At 70.4% G+C, this 17,667-nt stretch carries 9 protein-coding genes; 1 reads left to right on the top strand and 8 read right to left on the bottom strand.

The window, feature by feature from the left end; genetic code table 11:
- Positions 1-78 precede the first annotated feature (78 nt).
- Both pfkB and ptsP read right to left on the bottom strand, forming a co-directional pair.
- Positions 79-1,023: a 1-phosphofructokinase gene (pfkB, locus tag AAHG03_RS25085; RefSeq protein WP_342154193.1), complete on the bottom strand. Its 945-nt coding sequence runs from the start codon at positions 1,021-1,023 to the stop codon at positions 79-81.
- 3 nt (positions 1,024-1,026) lie between these two features.
- Positions 1,027-3,591: a phosphoenolpyruvate--protein phosphotransferase gene (gene ptsP, locus AAHG03_RS25090; protein WP_342154195.1), complete on the bottom strand. Its 2,565-nt coding sequence runs from the start codon at positions 3,589-3,591 to the stop codon at positions 1,027-1,029.
- 180 nt (positions 3,592-3,771) lie between these two features.
- Here ptsP and AAHG03_RS25095 point away from each other — a divergent pair, with 180 nt between their 5' ends.
- Complete coding sequence (locus AAHG03_RS25095) at positions 3,772-4,755, top strand: LacI family DNA-binding transcriptional regulator (protein WP_342154197.1); 984 nt, start codon at positions 3,772-3,774, stop codon at positions 4,753-4,755.
- 356 nt (positions 4,756-5,111) lie between these two features.
- Here the strand turns inward: AAHG03_RS25095 and AAHG03_RS25100 are convergent, their stop codons facing one another.
- The 6 genes from AAHG03_RS25100 to AAHG03_RS25125 all read right to left on the bottom strand — a co-directional run bounded on the left by AAHG03_RS25100 (position 5,112) and on the right by AAHG03_RS25125 (position 17,268).
- Positions 5,112-8,288, bottom strand: a complete 3,177-nt coding sequence (locus AAHG03_RS25100) for an efflux RND transporter permease subunit (protein WP_342154199.1) — start codon at positions 8,286-8,288, stop codon at positions 5,112-5,114.
- 211 nt (positions 8,289-8,499) lie between these two features.
- Positions 8,500-9,774, bottom strand: a complete 1,275-nt coding sequence (locus tag AAHG03_RS25105; protein WP_342154201.1) for an efflux RND transporter periplasmic adaptor subunit — start codon at positions 9,772-9,774, stop codon at positions 8,500-8,502.
- 198 nt (positions 9,775-9,972) lie between these two features.
- A complete protein-coding gene (locus AAHG03_RS25110; protein ID WP_342154203.1) occupies positions 9,973-11,421 on the bottom strand; it encodes a carbohydrate porin in 1,449 nt (482 codons plus the stop codon).
- Between the two features lie 341 nt (positions 11,422-11,762).
- Positions 11,763-13,568 carry a translation elongation factor 4 gene (gene lepA, locus AAHG03_RS25115; RefSeq protein WP_342154205.1) on the bottom strand — a complete coding sequence of 602 codons (1,806 nt, stop codon included), beginning with the start codon at positions 13,566-13,568 and terminating at the stop codon, positions 11,763-11,765.
- Positions 13,569-13,852: 284 nt separating this feature from the next.
- A complete protein-coding gene (locus AAHG03_RS25120; protein WP_342154213.1) occupies positions 13,853-16,777 on the bottom strand; it encodes a response regulator in 2,925 nt (974 codons plus the stop codon).
- Positions 16,778-16,872: 95 nt separating this feature from the next.
- The gene (locus AAHG03_RS25125; RefSeq protein WP_342154207.1) at positions 16,873-17,268 is read right to left on the bottom strand and encodes a DUF3307 domain-containing protein; all 396 of its coding nucleotides are present in this window, start codon (positions 17,266-17,268) and stop codon (positions 16,873-16,875) included.
- Positions 17,269-17,667: the final 399 nt, after the last annotated feature.

The following is a 17,667-nucleotide window of genomic DNA, read 5'->3' on the forward strand; positions in this document are numbered from 1 at the left end:
CCCAAGTCGGGCTTGCCCGACTTGGGCACCTTGGATGCGGATATCGGGCAAGCCCGATATCCGTGGGGGGAGGGTTTTTTAGGTCAGCGATTCCACGCGGATGCTCTGGGCGATGGCTTCCACCGCCTCCCGCCCCGGCAGGTTCGCCCCCGTGCGGCTGAGCTTGCCCGCCGCGAAGGCCAGGGCCCGGCGGGCGAGGTCGGGGAGCGGCAGGCCGTCGTGCAGGCCGGCGACGAGGCCGGCGACCAGCGCGTCGCCCGCGCCGACGGTGCTCGCGATCTCGGTCGCGGGCGGCAGGGCCCGCAGCGCGCCGTCCCCTGAGACGAACAGCGCCCCGTCTTCGCCGAGCGAGACGCAGACCAGCGCGATCCCCGACGCCTGCAAGCGGCGGGCGGCGTCGAGCAGGGCGGCGGGGTCGGTCAGCGACTGGCCGGCCCATTCCTCTAGCTCGTGGCGGTTGGGCTTGATCGCTTGGGGCAGGGCGCCGGGGCCGGCGGCGAGCGCTGCGGCCAGGGCCGGCCCGGAGGCGTCGAGCACCACGCGGGCGCCGCGGGCGCGCAGCTCCCCCGTCAGCCGGGCGTAGGTGTCGGGGGGAGCTGAGCGCGGCAGGCTACCCGCCAGCACCACGAGGCTGCCGTCCTGCGCCAGTTCGGAGAGGACGGCGCGCACCGCCTCCAGCGTCGACGGCCCGAACTCGAGGCCGGGCAGGTTGATGTCGGTGGTCTCAGCCGTGCCGGCGTCCAAGAGCTTGAGATTGGTGCGGGTCTGCCCCGGGATCCAGACGAAGCGGTCGTCGATGCCTTTGGCCGCGAGCACCTGCTCGAAGGGGGCAGCGTTGTCCTGGCCGAGCACGCCGGTGGCGGAGACCGGGAGACCCCAATCGGCGAGGCAGCAGGCGACGTTGACGCCCTTGCCGCCGGCATCCGACCAGACCGAGCGGGCGCGGTGGACCGAGCCGGGGTTCAGCGCGTCGAGTGTCACGGTCTGGTCGATCGCCGGGTTGAGGGTGAGGGTGGCGATCATCGCTCAGGCTCCCGTCGCGACGGTGGTGTCGAGGGCGCGCACCGAGGCCGCGTCCTCCTGCTCGCAGGCGCGGAGCGCCAGGGCCTTCAGCTCGGCCATGTCGGAGGCGCGTAGCCGCGCCTTCACGCCGGGCAGGTCGCGGGGCGTCATCGACAGCTCGTCGACGCCGAGGCCCGCGAGCAGGCAGGCCCCGAACGGATCGCCCGCGATGCCGCCGCAGACGCCGACGAAGCGCCCGTGGCGCGCGGCGCCCTCGCAGGTCATGTGGATCAGCCGCAGCACCGCCGGATGGAGCGAATCGGCTTCCGGCGCGAGGTCGGTGTTCTGGCGGTCGATGGCGAGCGCGTATTGCGTCAGGTCGTTGGTGCCGATGGAGAAGAAGTCACAGTGGCGGGCCATCGCGTCGGCCTGGATCGCGGCGGCCGGCACCTCGATCATGATGCCGAGCGGCACCTCCGGGGCGCCGATCTCTTTTCGAATTCTTTCGCAGATTTCGCGCAGCCGGATCACCTCGGGGACCGAGGTGATCATCGGCATCATGATCGAGAGCGGGGCCTCCTTGCCCTTGGGGGCGTCCGCGGGGACATGGTCCTTGGCCGCGCGGTAGAGGGCGCGCAGCTGCGGCTCCATCAGGTCGGGCCGGCGCAAGAGCAGGCGGGCGCCGCGCACGCCGAGGAAGGGGTTTTCCTCCCGCGGCAGGTGGAGGTGGGCGACCTGCTTGTCGCCGCCGATGTCGAGCGTCCGCACGATCAGCGGGCGCCCGCCGAGCGCCTTCAGCATCGCCGAATAGGTCTCGACCTGGTCGTCCTCGCTCGGCGTGTCGCCGCGTTCCAGAAACAGGAACTCGGTGCGCATCAGGCCGACGCCCTCGGCGCCCTGGTCGAGGGCGAGGGGCACCTGATCCGGGTTGTTGACGTTGCCGCCGACCGCGATGCGGTGACCGTCGCGGGTCTGCGCCGGCTGCGCCCGCTCCCGCGCCTCAGCTTCCGCTTGGCTCTGCTGCCGGGCGCGCCAGCTCTCGGCGGAGGCGATGTCGGCCTCGCTGGGGTCGAGGTAGAGGCGGCCCGTCGTCCCGTCGAGGATCGCGCGGGTGTGGTTCTCGACACCCAAGAGGCCGGGCCCGCCCGCGACCATCGCCGGGATGCCCAGCGTCCGGGCCAGGATCGCGGTGTGCGAGGTCGGCCCGCCCTGCGCGGTGGCGAGCCCGATGACGCGGGTGGGGTCGAGCCCGGCGGTGTCGGAGGGGGCGAGATCGGGGGCGATCAGGATGCAGGGCACGTCCGGCAGATCGTGGCCGCTCTTCAAGGCCGGATCGATCTGCGCCAGCACCCGGCGGCCGACGTCGCGCAGGTCGGCGGCGCGGGCGGCGAGCACCGGGTTGCCGAGCGCCGAGAGCCGGCCCGCCATCCGCTCGACGGCGGCGTTCCAGGCGAAGGCCACGCCGTGGCCCTCGACCATGAGCTGGCAGGCCAGCGTGATCAGGTCGGTGTCGGCGATGAGTTCGCCCTGCGCCTTGAAGATGCCGGCATCCGCCTTGCCCAGCCGCCGCTCGGTGTCGTCGGCGAGCGCGCGAAGCTGATCGCCGGTGGTCGCGAGCGCCCGGTGCAGGCGGTCGGCGCCCGAGGTCAGGGGCTCGGGCTCGTCCGGCACCACCACTTCCGCCGCGGCGAGCACGTGGACCGGGCCGATGGTGAGGCCGGGGCTCGCGCCGATGCCGGCCATCGTCTTCGGCTTGTCGGCGGGGTTCCAGCCCGCCACCGGCCCGGCGGCCTTGGCCGCGGCTTCTGCCGCGCGCTGGGCGGCCGCCTTCTCGCCGGCGCTGAGGCCCGTCACCGCGGCGCAGATTTTGGCGAGCGCCGCCGCCTCGTCGTCGCCTTCCGCCGAGATCGTCACCTCGTCGCCGCAGCGCAGGCCCAGTTGCAGCAGCGCGATCAGGTTCTTGGCGTCGGCGACTTGGTCCCCATGGCGCACCTGGATGCGGGCCGGGCACGAGCGGGCCGTCTCGACCCAGTGGGAGGCGGGGCGGGCGTGCAGGCCGGTCGGGTAATCCACCGTCCAGTCGAAGCGCTGGCGCAGGTCGGTGGCAGGTCCCGTGCTGGCGGGGGCGGCCGAATCCTCGGTGAGTGCGCGTGCGATCTCAGCCTCGCTCGCGGTGGAGCGCAGGCGCTCCAGCCGGCCCTCGTCCTGAATCAGGCGGGTGAGGCGGCGTAGCACCGTGATGTGGGTGTCGGACTGCGCCGCGATGGCGACGACGAGATGGGCGATCTGACCGTCGTGCCACTCGATGCCGCCGGGCACCTGCAGCACGGCGAGCCCGCTCTCGCGCACCATGTGCCGATCATCGACCATGCCGTGCGGGATGACGACGCCGTGGCCGAGATAGGTGTTCGACACGCCCTCGCGGCGCAGCATGCTCGCGCCGTAGGCGGTCTCGATGCAGCCCGCCGCCGTCAGGAGCGAAGCCGCCTCGCGGATCGCCGCCTCCTTGCTCGCGGGCGCCGCGTTCAGGCGCACGAGCAGCCGCGGGCCGGTGCGGGGAGCGGAAAAGTTCGGCGTCGGCGCGAGCATGGCGTGCTCTCCTCCCTGGCGCGCCCTCGACTCGCTGGTCTCCGGCGTTGTTGTGCCTATGAAAACGTTTTCACAACATTCGTCAAGCGGACCCGGCGAAAAAGTGCAGGCGCGGTGCTTGCTGTGGGCGCGCGTCGCTGGCACTAAGGGCGCCATGCAGCTGAAAACGTTTCCTGCCCCATGAGTGTCGGCATCCGCGACGTGGCCCGCGCGGCGGGCGTCTCGACGGCGACCGTGTCGCGCGCGCTCGGGCGCGGGCCGGTGAGCGAGGCGGTGCGCGAGCAGGTCGAGGCGGCGGTGCGCGCCACCGGCTACCGGCCGAACCTCTCGGCCCGGCGCCTGCGGTCCAAGGCGGCGCAGACGATCGGCCTGATCGTGGCCGACATCCGCAACCCGTTCTTCACCGCCGTCAGCCGCGCGGTGGAGGATGCGGCCTACGCCGCCGGGATGCGGGTGATCCTGTGCAACACCGACGAGGACCCGGCCCGCGAGGCCTTGTATCTCCGCCTGATGGAGGAGGAGCGCGTCACCGGCGTGATCTTCGCGCCCACCAAGACGACCGCCGACGCGCTGACTGCGGAAAGCCTCGGCTTTCCCACCGTGTTCATCGACCGCTCCGGCCTGCCCGGCGCGCACGACAGCGTCGTCCTCGATAATTTTGCCGCGGCCGGTGCGCTGGTCGACCACTTGGCGGCCCAAGGTTTCTCACGGATCGGCGGTCTGTTCGGCTCGACCAGCTCCACCGCCCGCGAGCGTCAGGCCGGCTACGAGGCCGCGATGACCCGCCACGGCCTCGCGCCGCTCGTCCGTTCGGTGGCGCCGAACGCCGCGGCGGCGGAGGCGGAGGCCGCCCGCTGGCTCGGCCAGCCGGACCGGCCGGAGGCGCTGATCCTGTCGAACGGCCTGATCCTGATGGGCGCGGTGCGCGCCGCCCGCGGGCTCGGGCTCGGCGTCCCCCGCGACCTCGCGCTCGCCGGCTTCGACAACGAGCCCTGGACCGATCTGGTCGAGCCCGGCCTCACCGTGATCGAGCAACCGGTCGCCGAAATCGGCGCCCAGGCGATGCGCCTGCTGTTCGAACGCATCGAGAGCCCGGACCAGCCGGTGCGCAAGGTGGTGCTGAGCGGACGGGCGGTGCTGCGGGGTTCGACGCGGCGGGGGTGAGGGGCCTCGCTACAGCTCGCCGTCGCCGAGTTGGTCCCCGCAACGATGGCCGCGCATCCCCTCGCCCCGCTGTGCGGGGAGAGGGCTTCGGCGACCTTGTCGTCGCCGAAGCGAGGCGGCAGCCGAAGGTGAGGGGGCGCTTCAGGATCAGCCTCTTCCGGGCAAGCCCCCTCACCCCCGCTACCGCTTGTCGCGACGACGCCCCAAGTCGGGCCTGCCCGACTTGGGTTTCTGGGTGCGGAACTCGGGTAGACCCGAGGTCCATGGTCGTCGCGACCCTCTCCCCGCGTGCGGGGAGAGGGGGAGCCGCGGCCTTCGAAGCGAAGGACCGGATGGCGTAGGAGACCTCTTCCGCCTCAATGCGCCGAAGCCGGCGCGGGCGCGGGCGCGGGCGCGGGCGTCGGTGCGCCCTCCGCCGCCACCGGCCGGCCCGGCTGGCGGCGGGAGAACGTCAGGATCAGCACCGGCAGCACCAAGAGAATCAGCAGCGGGGCGAGGCACATGCCGCCGACCACCACCAGGGCCAGCGGCTTCTGCACCTGCGACCCGACGCCTTGCGAGAACGCCGCGGGCAGGAGGCCGACGCCCGCCACCACGCAGGTCATCACCACGGGGCGCATCTGCGTGTAGCAGGTGCGCAGCATCGCGGGCACGCGCTCGACGCCGGCCGCGACGAGGCCGTTGTAGTGGGTGAGCACGATGATGCCGTCCATCACGGCGATGCCGAGCAGCGCGATGAAGCCGATCGCCGCCGAGACCGAGAACGAGGTACCGGTGATCGACAGCGCGACGATGCCGCCGGCCATCGCCATCGGGATCACGCTCAGCGCGAGCAGCGAATCGATCACGGAGGAGAAATTCATGAACAGCAGGATCGCGATCAGCCCGATCGCCACCGGCACGGTGACCGAGAGGCGGGCGATGGCGCCCTTCATGTTGTTGAACTCGCCGACCAGCTCCAGCCGGTAGCCCGGCGGCAACTGCACCTCCGCGGCGACGCGGCGTTGCGCTTCCTCGATGGTGCTGCCGAGGTCGCGCCCGCGGACCGAGAACTTGATCGGCAGATAGCGCTCCTGGCCCTCGCGGTAGATGTAGGCCGGGCCGGAGACGAGCTGCACGCTCGCCACCGCGCTCAAGGGGAATTGGATCGGCGCGCCGCCGTTCGGGTTCTGCCCGGCGATGCGCAGGTTGGCGATCGCCTCGATGCTCTGGCGGTATTGCGGGGCGAGGCGCACCACGATCGGATAGTGCCGCTCGGAGCCCGGATCGTAGAGGTCGCCCGCGGCGTCGCCGCCGATGGCGGTGCGGACGGTGGTGTTGATGTCGCCCGGCGTCAGGCCGTAGCGGGCGGCGCGGATGCGGTCCACGTCGATCTCGATGGTCGGCTGGCCGAGCGACTTGAACACCGCCAGATCCTCGACGCCGTGGATCGTCCCGAGCACCTTCTCGACCTGTTTGGCCGTCTCGGTGAGCTTGACGAGATCGGTGCCGAATACCTTGAACGAGTTCTCGCCCTTGATCCCTGAGACCGCCTCGGCGACGTTGTCCTGGAGATACTGCGACAGGTTGAAATCGACGCCGGGGAAGGCCGCCTGGAGCTTTTGCAGCATCTCCTCGGTGAGCTTGTCCTTGTCGATGCCGGGGCGCCACTGCTCCAGCGGCTTCATCGGCGCGAAGAACTCGGCGTTGAAGAAGCCTGCGGCATCCGTGCCGTCGTCGGGGCGGCCGTGCTGGGAGACGACGCGCTCGACCTCCGGGATCTGGGCGATGATCTTGCGCATCTCGTTGACGTAGCCGTTGCTCTCGCGCAGCGAGATCGTCGCCGGCATGGTCGCGCGGACCCAGAGGTTGCCCTCCTCCAACTTCGGCAGGAACTCGGAGCCGAGGTTGCGCGCGGCGACGCCGACGCCGACCGCGATCAGCGCGACGACGGCCACCGTGACGAGCCGGGCGCCGAGCGCGGCGCGCACCGCCGGGCGGTAGAGCCGGTCGAGCACGCGCACCAGCAGCGTCTCGGTCTCCTTCACGTGGGCGGGCAGCAGGTAGGAGGCGAGCGCGGGCGTGACCGTGAAGGTGGCGATGAGGCCCCCTAACAGCGCGTAGGCGTAGGTGGTCGCCATCGGCCCGAAGATGTGGCCCTCGACGCCCGTCAGCGTGAACAGCGGCAGGAAGCCGGTGACGATGATCGCGGCGGCGAAGAAGATCGAGCGCGACACGTCGCTGGCAGCGAGCGCGATGCGCCCGTCCTTCTCGCCGAGATCGGGCGGGGGATAGCCGGGGATGCCGTGGCCCGACAGCCGCCGGAAGATCGCCTCGACCATGATGACGGTGCCGTCGACGATGAGACCGAAATCGAGCGCGCCGACCGAGAGGAGGTTGGCCGATTCGTCGCGCGCCACGAGGATGATGACGGCGAAGAACAGGGCGAAGGGGATGGTGGCGACGACGATGAGCGCCGAGCGGAGATTGCCGAGGAACAGCCACTGGATCGCCAGGATCAGCAGGATGCCGACCACCATGTTGTGCAGCACGGTGTGGGTGGTCACCGCGATCAGATCGGCGCGGTCGTAGATGCGCTCGATCTTGACGCCCGGCGGCAGCAGGCCCGCGGCCTCGATCTCGGCGACCTCCGCCTTCACCGCCTCGATCGACGGCGTGCTCTTCTCGCCGCGGCGCATCAGGACGATGCCCTGGACGATGTCGTCCTCGTCGTTCATGCCGGCGATGCCGAGCCGGGGCTGGTGGCCGATGGTGACGGTGGCGACGTCCTTGACCAGCACCGGCGCGCCGCCGACCTGGGCCAGCACCGTGCCGTTGATGTCCTCGATGTCGCGGATGAGGCCGACCGCGCGCACCACCGCCGACTGGCCGCCGATGGCCACCCGGTTGCCGCCGACATTGAGGTTGCTGTCGTTGAGCGTCTTGACCACGCCCGAGAGGGTGAGGCCGTAGGCCATCAGCCGGTCGAGATCGACCGACATCTCGATGGTCTTGGTCTTGCCGCCCCAGCCGATGGCGTCGATGACGCCCGGCACGGTGCGGAAACGCTTCTTCAGCGTCCACTCTTGCAGCGTGCGCAGGTCGAGCACGCTGTAGCCGGGCGGTGCCGTCAGCTTGTAGCGAAAAATCTCGCCGATCGGGCTCATCGGCGAGATGGTCGGCTTGGCGCCCGCCGGCAGCGGATCGAGCTGTTGCAGGCGGTTCAAGACCTGCTGCTCGGCCTGGAGATAGTCGAACTCGAAGCCGAACTGGAGCTTCACGTCGGACAGGCCGTAGAGCGAGATCGTGCGCACCTGCTTGAGGTTGGGCATGCCTGAGGTGATCAGCTCGATCGGGATCGTGACGTAGCGCTCCATCTCCTCGGCGGAGAGGCCGTCGGTCTGGGTCACGACATCGACGAGCGGGGGCGTGGGATCGGGATAGGCCTCGATGTTGAGGCTCTGGAAGGCGGCCACGCCGCCCACCACGAACAGCAGGAAGAACAGGACCACGAGGGGGCGCTGCCGGAGCGCCAGGGCGACGATGCCGTTCATGCCGTTGGTTTCCAAACCCTTTGCCCGAGCCTCGCTGCGCGAGGTCGGGCAGTCTTTTCGTTTCGGCCTCAGTCGCCGGCGGCCGCCTCCGCGGCCTCAGGCTTTCGCTCCGCTAGACGCCTTGGCTGACGCCAAGGCCGCTTCGCGCGGCGCTCTTCGCGCCGTGGGGCCGCTCGCGCGGCCGCGGATATGTCCGTCGTGTCCGGGCCTCTCAGCCCGGATCGACCATCCCGTCGATGAACAGCGCGCCGCGCGCGATCACCCGCTCGCCGACCGAGAGGCCGTCGGTGACCTCGATGTCGTTGCCGTCGACGAGGCCGGTCTTGATCGCGCGGCTCTCGACCGCGTTGTCGGGCTTCAGCACCCAGACGCGGGCCTTGTCGCCCTCGAAGATCACCGAGTGGCGCGGGATCGCCCGCGAGACCGTCTCGCGCTCGTTGATGATGTGGACGCTGGCATACATCTCGGGCTTCAACAGGCCCTTCGAGTTGTCCACCTCGGCGCGCATGTAGATGCGCCGGCTGGTCGGATCGACCGACGACGAGATGAAGTTGATCCGGCTCTCGAAGGTCTGGTTCGGATAGGCCAGTACCTTGAAGCGGATGCGCTCGCCGAGATCGACCTTGGCGGCGTCGGTCTCGCGCAGCTGGGCGATGATCCAGACCTTCGACAGGTCGCCGATGATGTAGGACGGATCGGAGCCGCCGGTGTTGACGTACTGGCCCGGGCCGATCTTGCGGGAGATGATGGTGCCGGACAAAGGCGCGTTGATCGTCGTCTCGGGATTGATCGCGCCCTTGGTCTGGAGCGCGGTCATGTCGTCGTCGCGAAGCCCTAAGATGCGCAGGCGGTTGCGCACGGCCTCCAGGCCGACCTCCGCGGTCTTGGCGTCGTTCTGCGCGGTGGCGAGATCGTTCTGCGCCGTCTGGAGTTCGCGCAAGGTGGTCACGCGGGATTCGTAGAGGTCGCGCAGGCGCTTCTCGGTGTTGCCCGAATAGGAGAGCTGCGAGCGCGCCTTGTTGAGCACGTTGAGCGCGGCCAAGTAGTCGTTCTGCGCCTGAACCATCTCGTTGGCCTGGAGCGAGAACAGCTTGTCGCCCTGGCGCACGCGCTCGCCGGAGCGGGCGAAGATGGTGATGACGCGGCCCGGATAGGGCGAGAAGACGGGGGTCGCCCGGTACTCGTCGACGCCGATCTTGCCCTCGGTGGCGATGTCCTCGAAGAACAGGCGCTGCTCGACCGGCGCAGTGGTGACGGTGGCGAGCTGGTTCGGGTTCAGCACGAAGCGCCCGTCGGCGCCCGCCGCGGCCGTCACGGCGGCGGGAGAGGGCACCGCGGCGTCCACCTCCCTGGGCCGGCCGTACCAGAAAGCCGCGCCCGCACCTGCGCACAGCACGAGCGCGATGGCCACCTGGGCCGGCCAAGCCATGCGCTTGGGCGTCAGGCTCCCGGGCGGCAGGTGCTCTTCCTCGTGCGATCCGCTCATCGACCCATGTTTCCCGGCTGGACCCGTCGCGGGTCGGCCCGTCGGCGTGGCCGATTCGCTCGGCCTCTCGGTTGCGCGCGACCGAAGCTCCCGAATTGCGCCGTTACCGTGGCGACTTGACGGGGGCATGACGGCCTAGGCCACCTTGCGCGACCGTGATGAACGAACCACCCTGCGTGAGGCGCGCTGCGTATTTTTTCAGTATTGGATCGTCGCACGAAGCCCGAACACGCCGGCATTGCGCACCCGGCGCCCCTGCGCGTCGGCGATGCCGCCGCCGGGATGCAGGATCAGCTGCACGTCCGGCTGTAGGGTGAAGCCCGGCACCACCACGGCCTGATAGGTCGCCTCGATCACGGTCTCGGCCCGCCGCCGCGGCATCGGCATGCCGGAGTAGACGATGGCGTCGGTGTCGGCCCGGCGGGCGTCGTCGGAGAGGCGGGCGTGGCCGAGGCTGATGCCGATCGTGTCGTCGTCGCGGCCGGGAAACAGGCCCTTGTAGGCCAGCCCCGTATCGACATAGGCCGAGATCAGGCTGGAGCGGGTCGGCGAGTAGGCCGCGCGCACGAAGAATCCCAGACCCTCGTCGTCCTTGCCGGTCTCGCGATAGAGCGTCTGGTCCCAGATCGCGTAGATGCCGGCATTGCCCCGCAACGGACGGCCGATGCCGGTCGAGCGCGGATCGGCCAGCGGCAGGCCGTTGTTGTCGAAGCGCAAGCTGTCGAACCGGCCGAAATGTTGCCAGCCGCCCAGCGTGATGTCGCCGGGCAGGCCCTTGGCGCTGCTTTCCGTGTTGTAGGCGTAGGTCGCCTCGGCCACGATCAGCGCCGGGTCGCGCAGGCGGAAATTGGTGCCGGTGCGGTCGAGCCGCTGCGCCTCCGGGTCCTGTCCGGGGCGGTTGGCCCCGGCCGGATCGCCGTCGTAGAGCCCCACTTGGAGCGAGAAGCCGTTGCCCGGCACGTATTTGGCCCGGATCGCGGGCGCGGCCAGCGGATAGGCCGGCCCGCCGCTCGGCAGATCGAGCCCGGTGATGACCGGCCAGCCGAAGGTCGAGTTCACGAACAGCGTCGCGGTCTGGCTGACGAAGAACTCGGTGTCGGCGGCCTGCTGGCCGATGCGGATGCCGAGTTTCCCGTCGAACAGCTGCTGGTCGAGCCACAGCACGTAGAGCCGCGACGAGGGCAGCGCCTCGATCACGCTCGTGGTCAGCAGGTTGCCGACATAGTAGCGCGACAGGCCGGTGCCGTGGATGAAGTAGGCGTTGGCATGCACCGTCGCCCCGTCCCAGCCGACGAGCTTCTGCAGGTCGAGATTGAGCCGCAGGTTCAGCCGGTCCTGCACGATCGCCCCCTGCCGCAGCCCGCCGAAGGCGTTGCCGAGCGTCTCGCCGACATAGGTGAGGCTGTACTCGATGCCCTTCTCTTTCAGGATGGGGCGCAGGCCCAACAGATCGCCGAGCGGCCCGAGCGAGGGCTCGATCGAGCGGACGTAGCCGCCGGACGCCTGGCTGGTCGATTCCGGCTGGGAGACCGAGATGCGGGGATCGCCGCCCGCGCCTTCGAAGACGGGTTTTCCGGTGGGCTGCGCCAGGGCCGGGGCGGCGGCGAGCGCGGCGAGCAGGAGGGCGGGGGCCGGGCGGCGGAACACGGACGGGGCCTCGCGGGGGCGATGCCGGAGTTTACGGGGTGTGGACCGGGGCTGCCAGAGAGGCTTGGCCGTCGGTCACAGCCGGCGCGCCGTCGACAGCCTCGCGTTGCCGGTGTGTGACACCCGCTCCGTCATTGCGAGGCGAAGCAATTCAGAGCGCGACGCCGCAAGAGAAGGCGCTCTCCGCGTTTCCACCCCACACCCTCATCCTGAGGTGCGGAGCGAAGCGGAGCCTCGAAGGAGGGCTTCAGTCTGCGCGCGATCCCTGGAGCCCTCCTTCGAGGCCCCTTGCCGAGGCAAGGGGCAGCTCAGGATGAGGGGGTTGGGTGGGATGAGCCCGATCAATCGTCCATCTTCAGAGCCGCAATGAACGCCTCCTGCGGGATCTCGACCCGCCCGAACTGGCGCATGCGCTTCTTGCCTTCCTTCTGCTTGTCCAGAAGCTTGCGCTTGCGCGAGATGTCGCCGCCGTAGCACTTGGCGGTCACGTCCTTGGACAGCGCCCGGATGGTCTCGCGGGCGATGATCTTGCCGCCGATGGCCGCCTGGACCGGGATCTGGAACAGGTGGCGCGGGATCAGGTCCTTGAGTTTTTCGCACATGGCGCGGCCGCGGCTCTCGGCGCGGGTGCGGTGGACCAGCATCGACAGGGCGTCGACCGGCTCGGCGTTGACGAGGATCGACATCTTCACGAGGTCGCCCTCGCGGTAGTCGGAGACGTGGTAGTCGAACGAGGCGTAGCCCTTCGAGATCGACTTCAGGCGGTCGTAGAAATCGAACACGACCTCGTTGAGCGGCAGGTCGTAGACGACCATGGCGCGCTTGCCGACGTAGTTGAGGTCGATCTGGATGCCGCGCCGGTCCTGGCACAGCTTCAGCACGCCGCCGAGATACTCGTCGGGGGTGAGGATGGTAGCGCGAATCCACGGCTCCTCGACGGTCTCGATCTTCATCGGATCGGGCATGTCGGCGGGGTTGTGCAGCTCCTTGGTCTCGCCGTCCCGCATCAGCAGGCGATAGACCACGGAGGGCGCCGTCGAGATCAGGTCGAGGTTGAACTCGCGCTCGAGCCGCTCCTGGATGATCTCGAGATGCAGCAGCCCGAGGAAGCCGCAGCGGAAGCCGAAGCCGAGCGCGGCGGAGGTCTCCATCTCGTAGGAGAACGACGCGTCGTTGAGCCGGAGCTTGCCCATGGCGCCGCGCAAGCTCTCGAAGTCGGCGGCGTCCACGGGGAACAGGCCGCAGAACACCACCGCCTGGACTTCCTTGAAGCCCGCCAGCATCTGCGTGGTCTGGCGCTTGTCCTCGGTGATGGTGTCGCCGACGCGGGTGTCGGCGACCTCCTTGATCGAACCCGTCAGGAAGCCGACCTCGCCGGGGCCGAGTTCGCCGATGTCCGACATCTTGGGCCGGAACACGCCGATGCGATCGACCCCGTAGGCGGCGTCCGCCCCCATCATGCGGATCGTCATGCCCTTCTTCAGCACACCATCGACGATGCGCACCAGCACGACGACGCCGAGATAGACGTCGTACCAGCTGTCGACGAGCAGCGCCTTCAGCGGCGCGTCGCGGTCGCCCTTGGGCGGGGGCAGGCGCGTGACGATGGCCTCCAGCACCGCCTCAATGTTGAGGCCGGTCTTGGCCGAGATCGGCACGGCCTGCGAGGCATCGAGCCCGATCACCTCCTCGATCTGCTCCTTGACCCGGTCGGGCTCGGCGGCCGGCAGATCGACCTTGTTGAGGACCGGCACGATCTCGTGGTTGGCGTCCAACGCCTGATAGACGTTGGCGAGCGTCTGCGCCTCGACGCCTTGCGAGGCGTCCACGACGAGGAGCGAGCCCTCGCAGGCGGCCAGCGAGCGCGAGACCTCGTAGGCGAAGTCCACGTGGCCGGGCGTGTCCATCAGGTTGAGGATGTAGGTCTTGCCGTCCTGGGCCGGATATTCGAGGCGCACGGTCTGCGCCTTGATGGTGATGCCGCGCTCCTTCTCGATGTCCATCGAGTCGAGCATCTGCTCGCTCATGTCGCGCAGCGCCACGGTGCCCGTGGTCTGGATCAACCGGTCGGCGAGCGTCGATTTGCCGTGGTCGATATGCGCGACGATGGAGAAGTTGCGGATGTTGTCGATCGGCGAGGTGGTCATCGGGGTCTCCGGCACGGCGCGGCTCAGCGGGGCTCGCGCGGCGCACGGCGGGGCTGTCGGGAATGGCAGCGGGGAAATAGCAGCGACGGACGAACACGCCAAGGCAATCGCTGCGAGCGATTGCCTTGTTTCATGCTTGGCCTCAGGCGCCGGCAGCCGCGTCCGCGGCTTTGGCACCTCGCTCCGCTAGACGCCTCGGCAGAGCCGAGGCCGCTCAAGCGGGGCGCTGTTCGCGCCCGGCCATACGGCCCATCACGCCTCAAGGGACGGCTCTATGTCGCGCGTTACAAATGCGCGATCAGCGCCGACACCTCGACCGGCGCCACGCCCACCACTTCGTCCATCGCCCGGCCGACGAGGTCGCGGGCGACGTGGCAGCGGCGCAAGGCCGCCTCGTCCCCTTGCTCGCCGAGGCCGTCCAGCGCGGCAGCGAGATCGGTGAGGCCGAAGCGGCGGGCACCGGCCGCGATGGTGGCGGCTTCCGCCCGCAGGGTGGCGGCGTCGGCGAAGGTGGCATCCAGCAGCGCGACGAAGCCCCGCAGCGCGCCGCGGGCGCTCTCGGTCCCGAGCGAGCCCGCGAGCCGGTCGTAGGCCGCCCGGTCGATCACCGGCATCGGCGCGGGGACGGGCGCGCTCGCCTCCGCCAGCATCACCGCGGGCAGGTGCTCGGCGATGGTGGCGCAGAGCTGGCTCCGGTCGATCGGCTTGGCGACGTGGCCGTTCATGCCGGCCTCGCGGATCGCGTAGACCTGCTCGGGCAGGACGTTGGCGGTGAGCGCCAGGATCGGCACGTGGCGGCAGGGATGGGGTAGGGCGCGGATGCGCCGCGTCGCGGTCAGCCCGTCCATGCCGGGCATCTGCACGTCCATCAGGACGAGGTCGTGGACGCGCTCCTGGACCGCCGCCACGGCCGCCGCGCCGTCGTCGACCACCTCGACCCGGCAGCCCTGCCGCTCCAGGATGCGGCGGGTCAGTTCCTGATTGATCGTATGGTCCTCGACCAGCAGGATTTTTGCACCCACGAGCGGGCCGTCGGGTACCGGAAGTTCGACGGCTTCGGGCTCGGCGGCGGGAGCAACCGCAGGCTCGGGCGCGGCGAAGGCCGTCTCGGTGGCGGGCAGGTGCAGGCTGAAGCGGCAGCTCGACGCCTCGCCCGCGAAGGTCACCGTCTCCAGCCGCCCGCCCATCCGGCCGATCAGGCGCCCGGCGATGGCGAGCCCCAGCCCGTCGCGCTCGGCGGCGCGCGCGTGGCCGCCGCTGCCGGTCAGCGCGAAGCTGATCCGGTTCTCGGCGCCGCGCAGCGCGTAGAGCGAGAGGGTGACGAGGCCACCGCGGCGCTCGCGCAGGTTGACGTTGAGCAGGTTGAGCAGGATCTGGCGCAGCCGCCGCGGATCGCCGCGCACCGCCCGCGGCAGGCCCGGCTCGATGCTGAGGCCGAGCGTCACGCCCTTCTCGGCGGCGGCGGGCCGGACGAAGGCGGTGACGCTCTCGACCGCCTCGGCGAGCGAAAAGTCCTCGTCCTTGAGGTGGAAGTCGCCGGCCTCGATCCGGGCGACGTCGAGGATGTCGTCCACCGCCGTCAGCATCGTGCCGGTGGCCTCGCTGACGAGCGCGAGGGAGCGCGCCTGCTCGGCGCTCAAGGGGCCGCTGCCCCCGAGCAGCTCGGTGTAGCCGCGGATGGTGGCGAGCGGCGTGCGGATCTCGTGGCTCATCATCGCCAAAAATTCCGACTTCGCCCGGCTGGCGTTCTCGGCCTTGGCTTTCGCGAGTTCGGCCATGTCGCAGGCGATGCGCAACTCGTCGGCCTGCTGCTTGCGCGCGGTCACGTCGCGCATCACCGCGATGGTCTGCGGCTCACCGGGGCCCGCCCCACCGATGCGGCTGCTCACGCATTCGAGCCACAGCCACGCGCCGTCGCGGTGGCGGGCGCGGAACAGCCCGGTGGCCGGGGATTGGCCGGCCCCCAGCGCCGCGCGCATGTCCTCGACGATACGCCGGTCCTCCGGGTGGACGAAGCCCGTCAGCGTCAGGCCCGCCCGGGCGCCCGCGTCGTAGCCGAACATGCGCTCGAACGAGGGCGAGACCTCGCCGAAGGTCCAGGCGCCGGAGCCGAACAGGACGATGATGTCGCCGACGTTGTCGGCGAGCATCCGGTAGCGGCTCTGGCTCGCCTCGGCGCGGGCCGCCAGCGCTCCCTGAGCGACGTCGAGGGCGGCGCGCTGCTCGTGCAGCGTGCGCGAGGCGGAGGCCAGCGCGTGCTCGACCACGCGCACCTCGCGGATCACGCTGTCCTGCGCGGCCACGGTCTCGCCCCGGCCGATCGCCTCGGCCTTGGCGGCGAGCCGCGCGGCGGCGCGACTGACGCGGCGGGCCATGCGCAGGGCGAACCAGCCGCCGAGCCCGATCAGCGCCAGGGAGAAGGTCAGCAGCAGGAGCAGCGAGCGCCGCAGCGGCGCCTCCAGTGCGTCGCGTCCGACGCCCGCGGCGAAGCGCCAGTCGGACAGGCGCGAGGTCTCCTCGATCCGCAGCACGCCGTCTTGCGGGACCGAGGCCGCCTCGCCCACCAAGCCGGGCTCCCCGATGCGGGCGAGGATGTCGCCGTCGCCGTCGATCACCGCCGCCCAATAGGGGTCGCCGATATGGGGGTTGCGGATCAGCGTCTCGAAATGCTTCGCCAGCGTCACCAGGGCGACCAGCTTGACGACGACGCCGTCGCGGATCACCGGGGCGTTCACGCTGACGATCGGGCGCCCGGTCAGCTTGCTGGTCATCAGGCCCGAGATCACCGGGCGGCGCGTCGCGACGAGGCGGGCGATCAGGTCCGGCCGCGGCATGGTCGGCAGCGCGGAATCGTCGAGGGCGCGGGTGTTGACGAGTTGGCGCCCGTCGAGTTCGGCCAGCGTCACCGTCGCCTCGTCCGGGTCGTAGCTCGCCAGCGCCTGGGCGCGGAAGGCGGGGAGATCACCCGCATCGATCGAGGGCGAGGCGGCGAGCGTGCGGGCCACCGCCTCCATCCGGGCGAGGTCGTGGTCGATCCGGTCGCGGACCTCCTCGCCGATCAGCGCGAGGGTGTGGCTCAGGCGCTCCCGCTCGCTCGTCACGTACCAGTGGGTCGCGATCACCGCGACGGTGGCGGGCGGCACCATCAGGGCCAGCGCGAACAGCGCGAAGGAGACCACCAGCGGTCGAGAGCGCACACCTCGGGTCATCACGCGGCCACGTCGTCGCCCCTCACGTCCGCTCCCGTTCTACGGGCGCAGCCGTTAAAACTTCGCCCCTCGTGTCAAAAGTGAATCGGCGGCCGTCACAGTGTCACGAAGGCGGCGGCGAGGCCGAGATTGGTGAGCTGATGTAGGAACTGATCGAAGCCGATCAGCCACCAGAACCGCACGTCGTCCCGGCTCAGTTCGAGGCGATGGCCGAGCACCGACTTGCCGCGATCGACGGCGAAGTGAATGGCGAAATCCACGGGCGCCAGCCACCACAGCCGCGGCGCCACCACGAGCGCGAGGGCGAGTGTCAGCCCGGCATGGCCCAACGCGTGCAGGGCGAGCGGCCCGAGCCAGCCCCGGCGCCGCTCCTTGCCGCGGGCGATCGCGCCGGTCTGGAACAGGAAGTCGGCCACGACATGCTTGAGCGCCAGCACCGCCGCCAGCAGCAGGAACGGGACGAGCGGGACCGAAAGGGAAGCGGACGGCACGACGATCGGTCTCGGGGGCGCGAGGGCCGGTGATTGGAACGGCTCGCATGCCGTTCGGCAAGGTGTTCGGGCGGTTTCGGGGCAGGGGAGGGGCCCGGGCGGTCCCGGATGCGATCACAGGTGAGCGATCCCGGGGGGCTTTGCCCATCGCGTCGCCGAACCTCAGGCTCTCCGAGCGCAGGATGCGGCGTTCTCCTCCCCCTTACGGGGAGGAGGTAGGGGTGGTGCCGGATGAGGCTCGGCGGTGCCTCCTGCACCACCCCCACCCCTGACCCCTCCCCCTTGCGGCAGGGCTATCGCATTTGGGTGATGAGGTCGGCGAGGAAGTCGTCGTCCCATCCGGCCAGTTGCCGCTTGGTGTGCAAGGAGCCCTTAGCGGTGTCCTGGCGCAGGATGGCG

The organism is Methylorubrum subtropicum, assembly GCF_038442325.1.
Taxonomy (GTDB): domain Bacteria; phylum Pseudomonadota; class Alphaproteobacteria; order Rhizobiales; family Beijerinckiaceae; genus Methylobacterium; species Methylobacterium subtropicum.

Bases quoted from the DNA above. Each gene is read 5' to 3' on its own strand.
- pfkB (WP_342154193.1), bottom strand. From the start codon at position 1,023: ATGATCGCCACCCTCACCCTCAACCCGGCGATCGACCAGACCGTGACA.
- ptsP (WP_342154195.1), bottom strand. From the start codon at position 3,591: ATGCTCGCGCCGACGCCGAACTTTTCCGCTCCCCGCACCGGCCCGCGG.
- AAHG03_RS25095 (WP_342154197.1), top strand. From the start codon at position 3,772: ATGAGTGTCGGCATCCGCGACGTGGCCCGCGCGGCGGGCGTCTCGACG.
- AAHG03_RS25100 (WP_342154199.1), bottom strand. From the start codon at position 8,288: ATGAACGGCATCGTCGCCCTGGCGCTCCGGCAGCGCCCCCTCGTGGTC.
- AAHG03_RS25105 (WP_342154201.1), bottom strand. From the start codon at position 9,774: ATGAGCGGATCGCACGAGGAAGAGCACCTGCCGCCCGGGAGCCTGACG.
- lepA (WP_342154205.1), bottom strand. From the start codon at position 13,568: ATGACCACCTCGCCGATCGACAACATCCGCAACTTCTCCATCGTCGCG.
- AAHG03_RS25120 (WP_342154213.1), bottom strand. From the start codon at position 16,777: ATGACCCGAGGTGTGCGCTCTCGACCGCTGGTGGTCTCCTTCGCGCTG.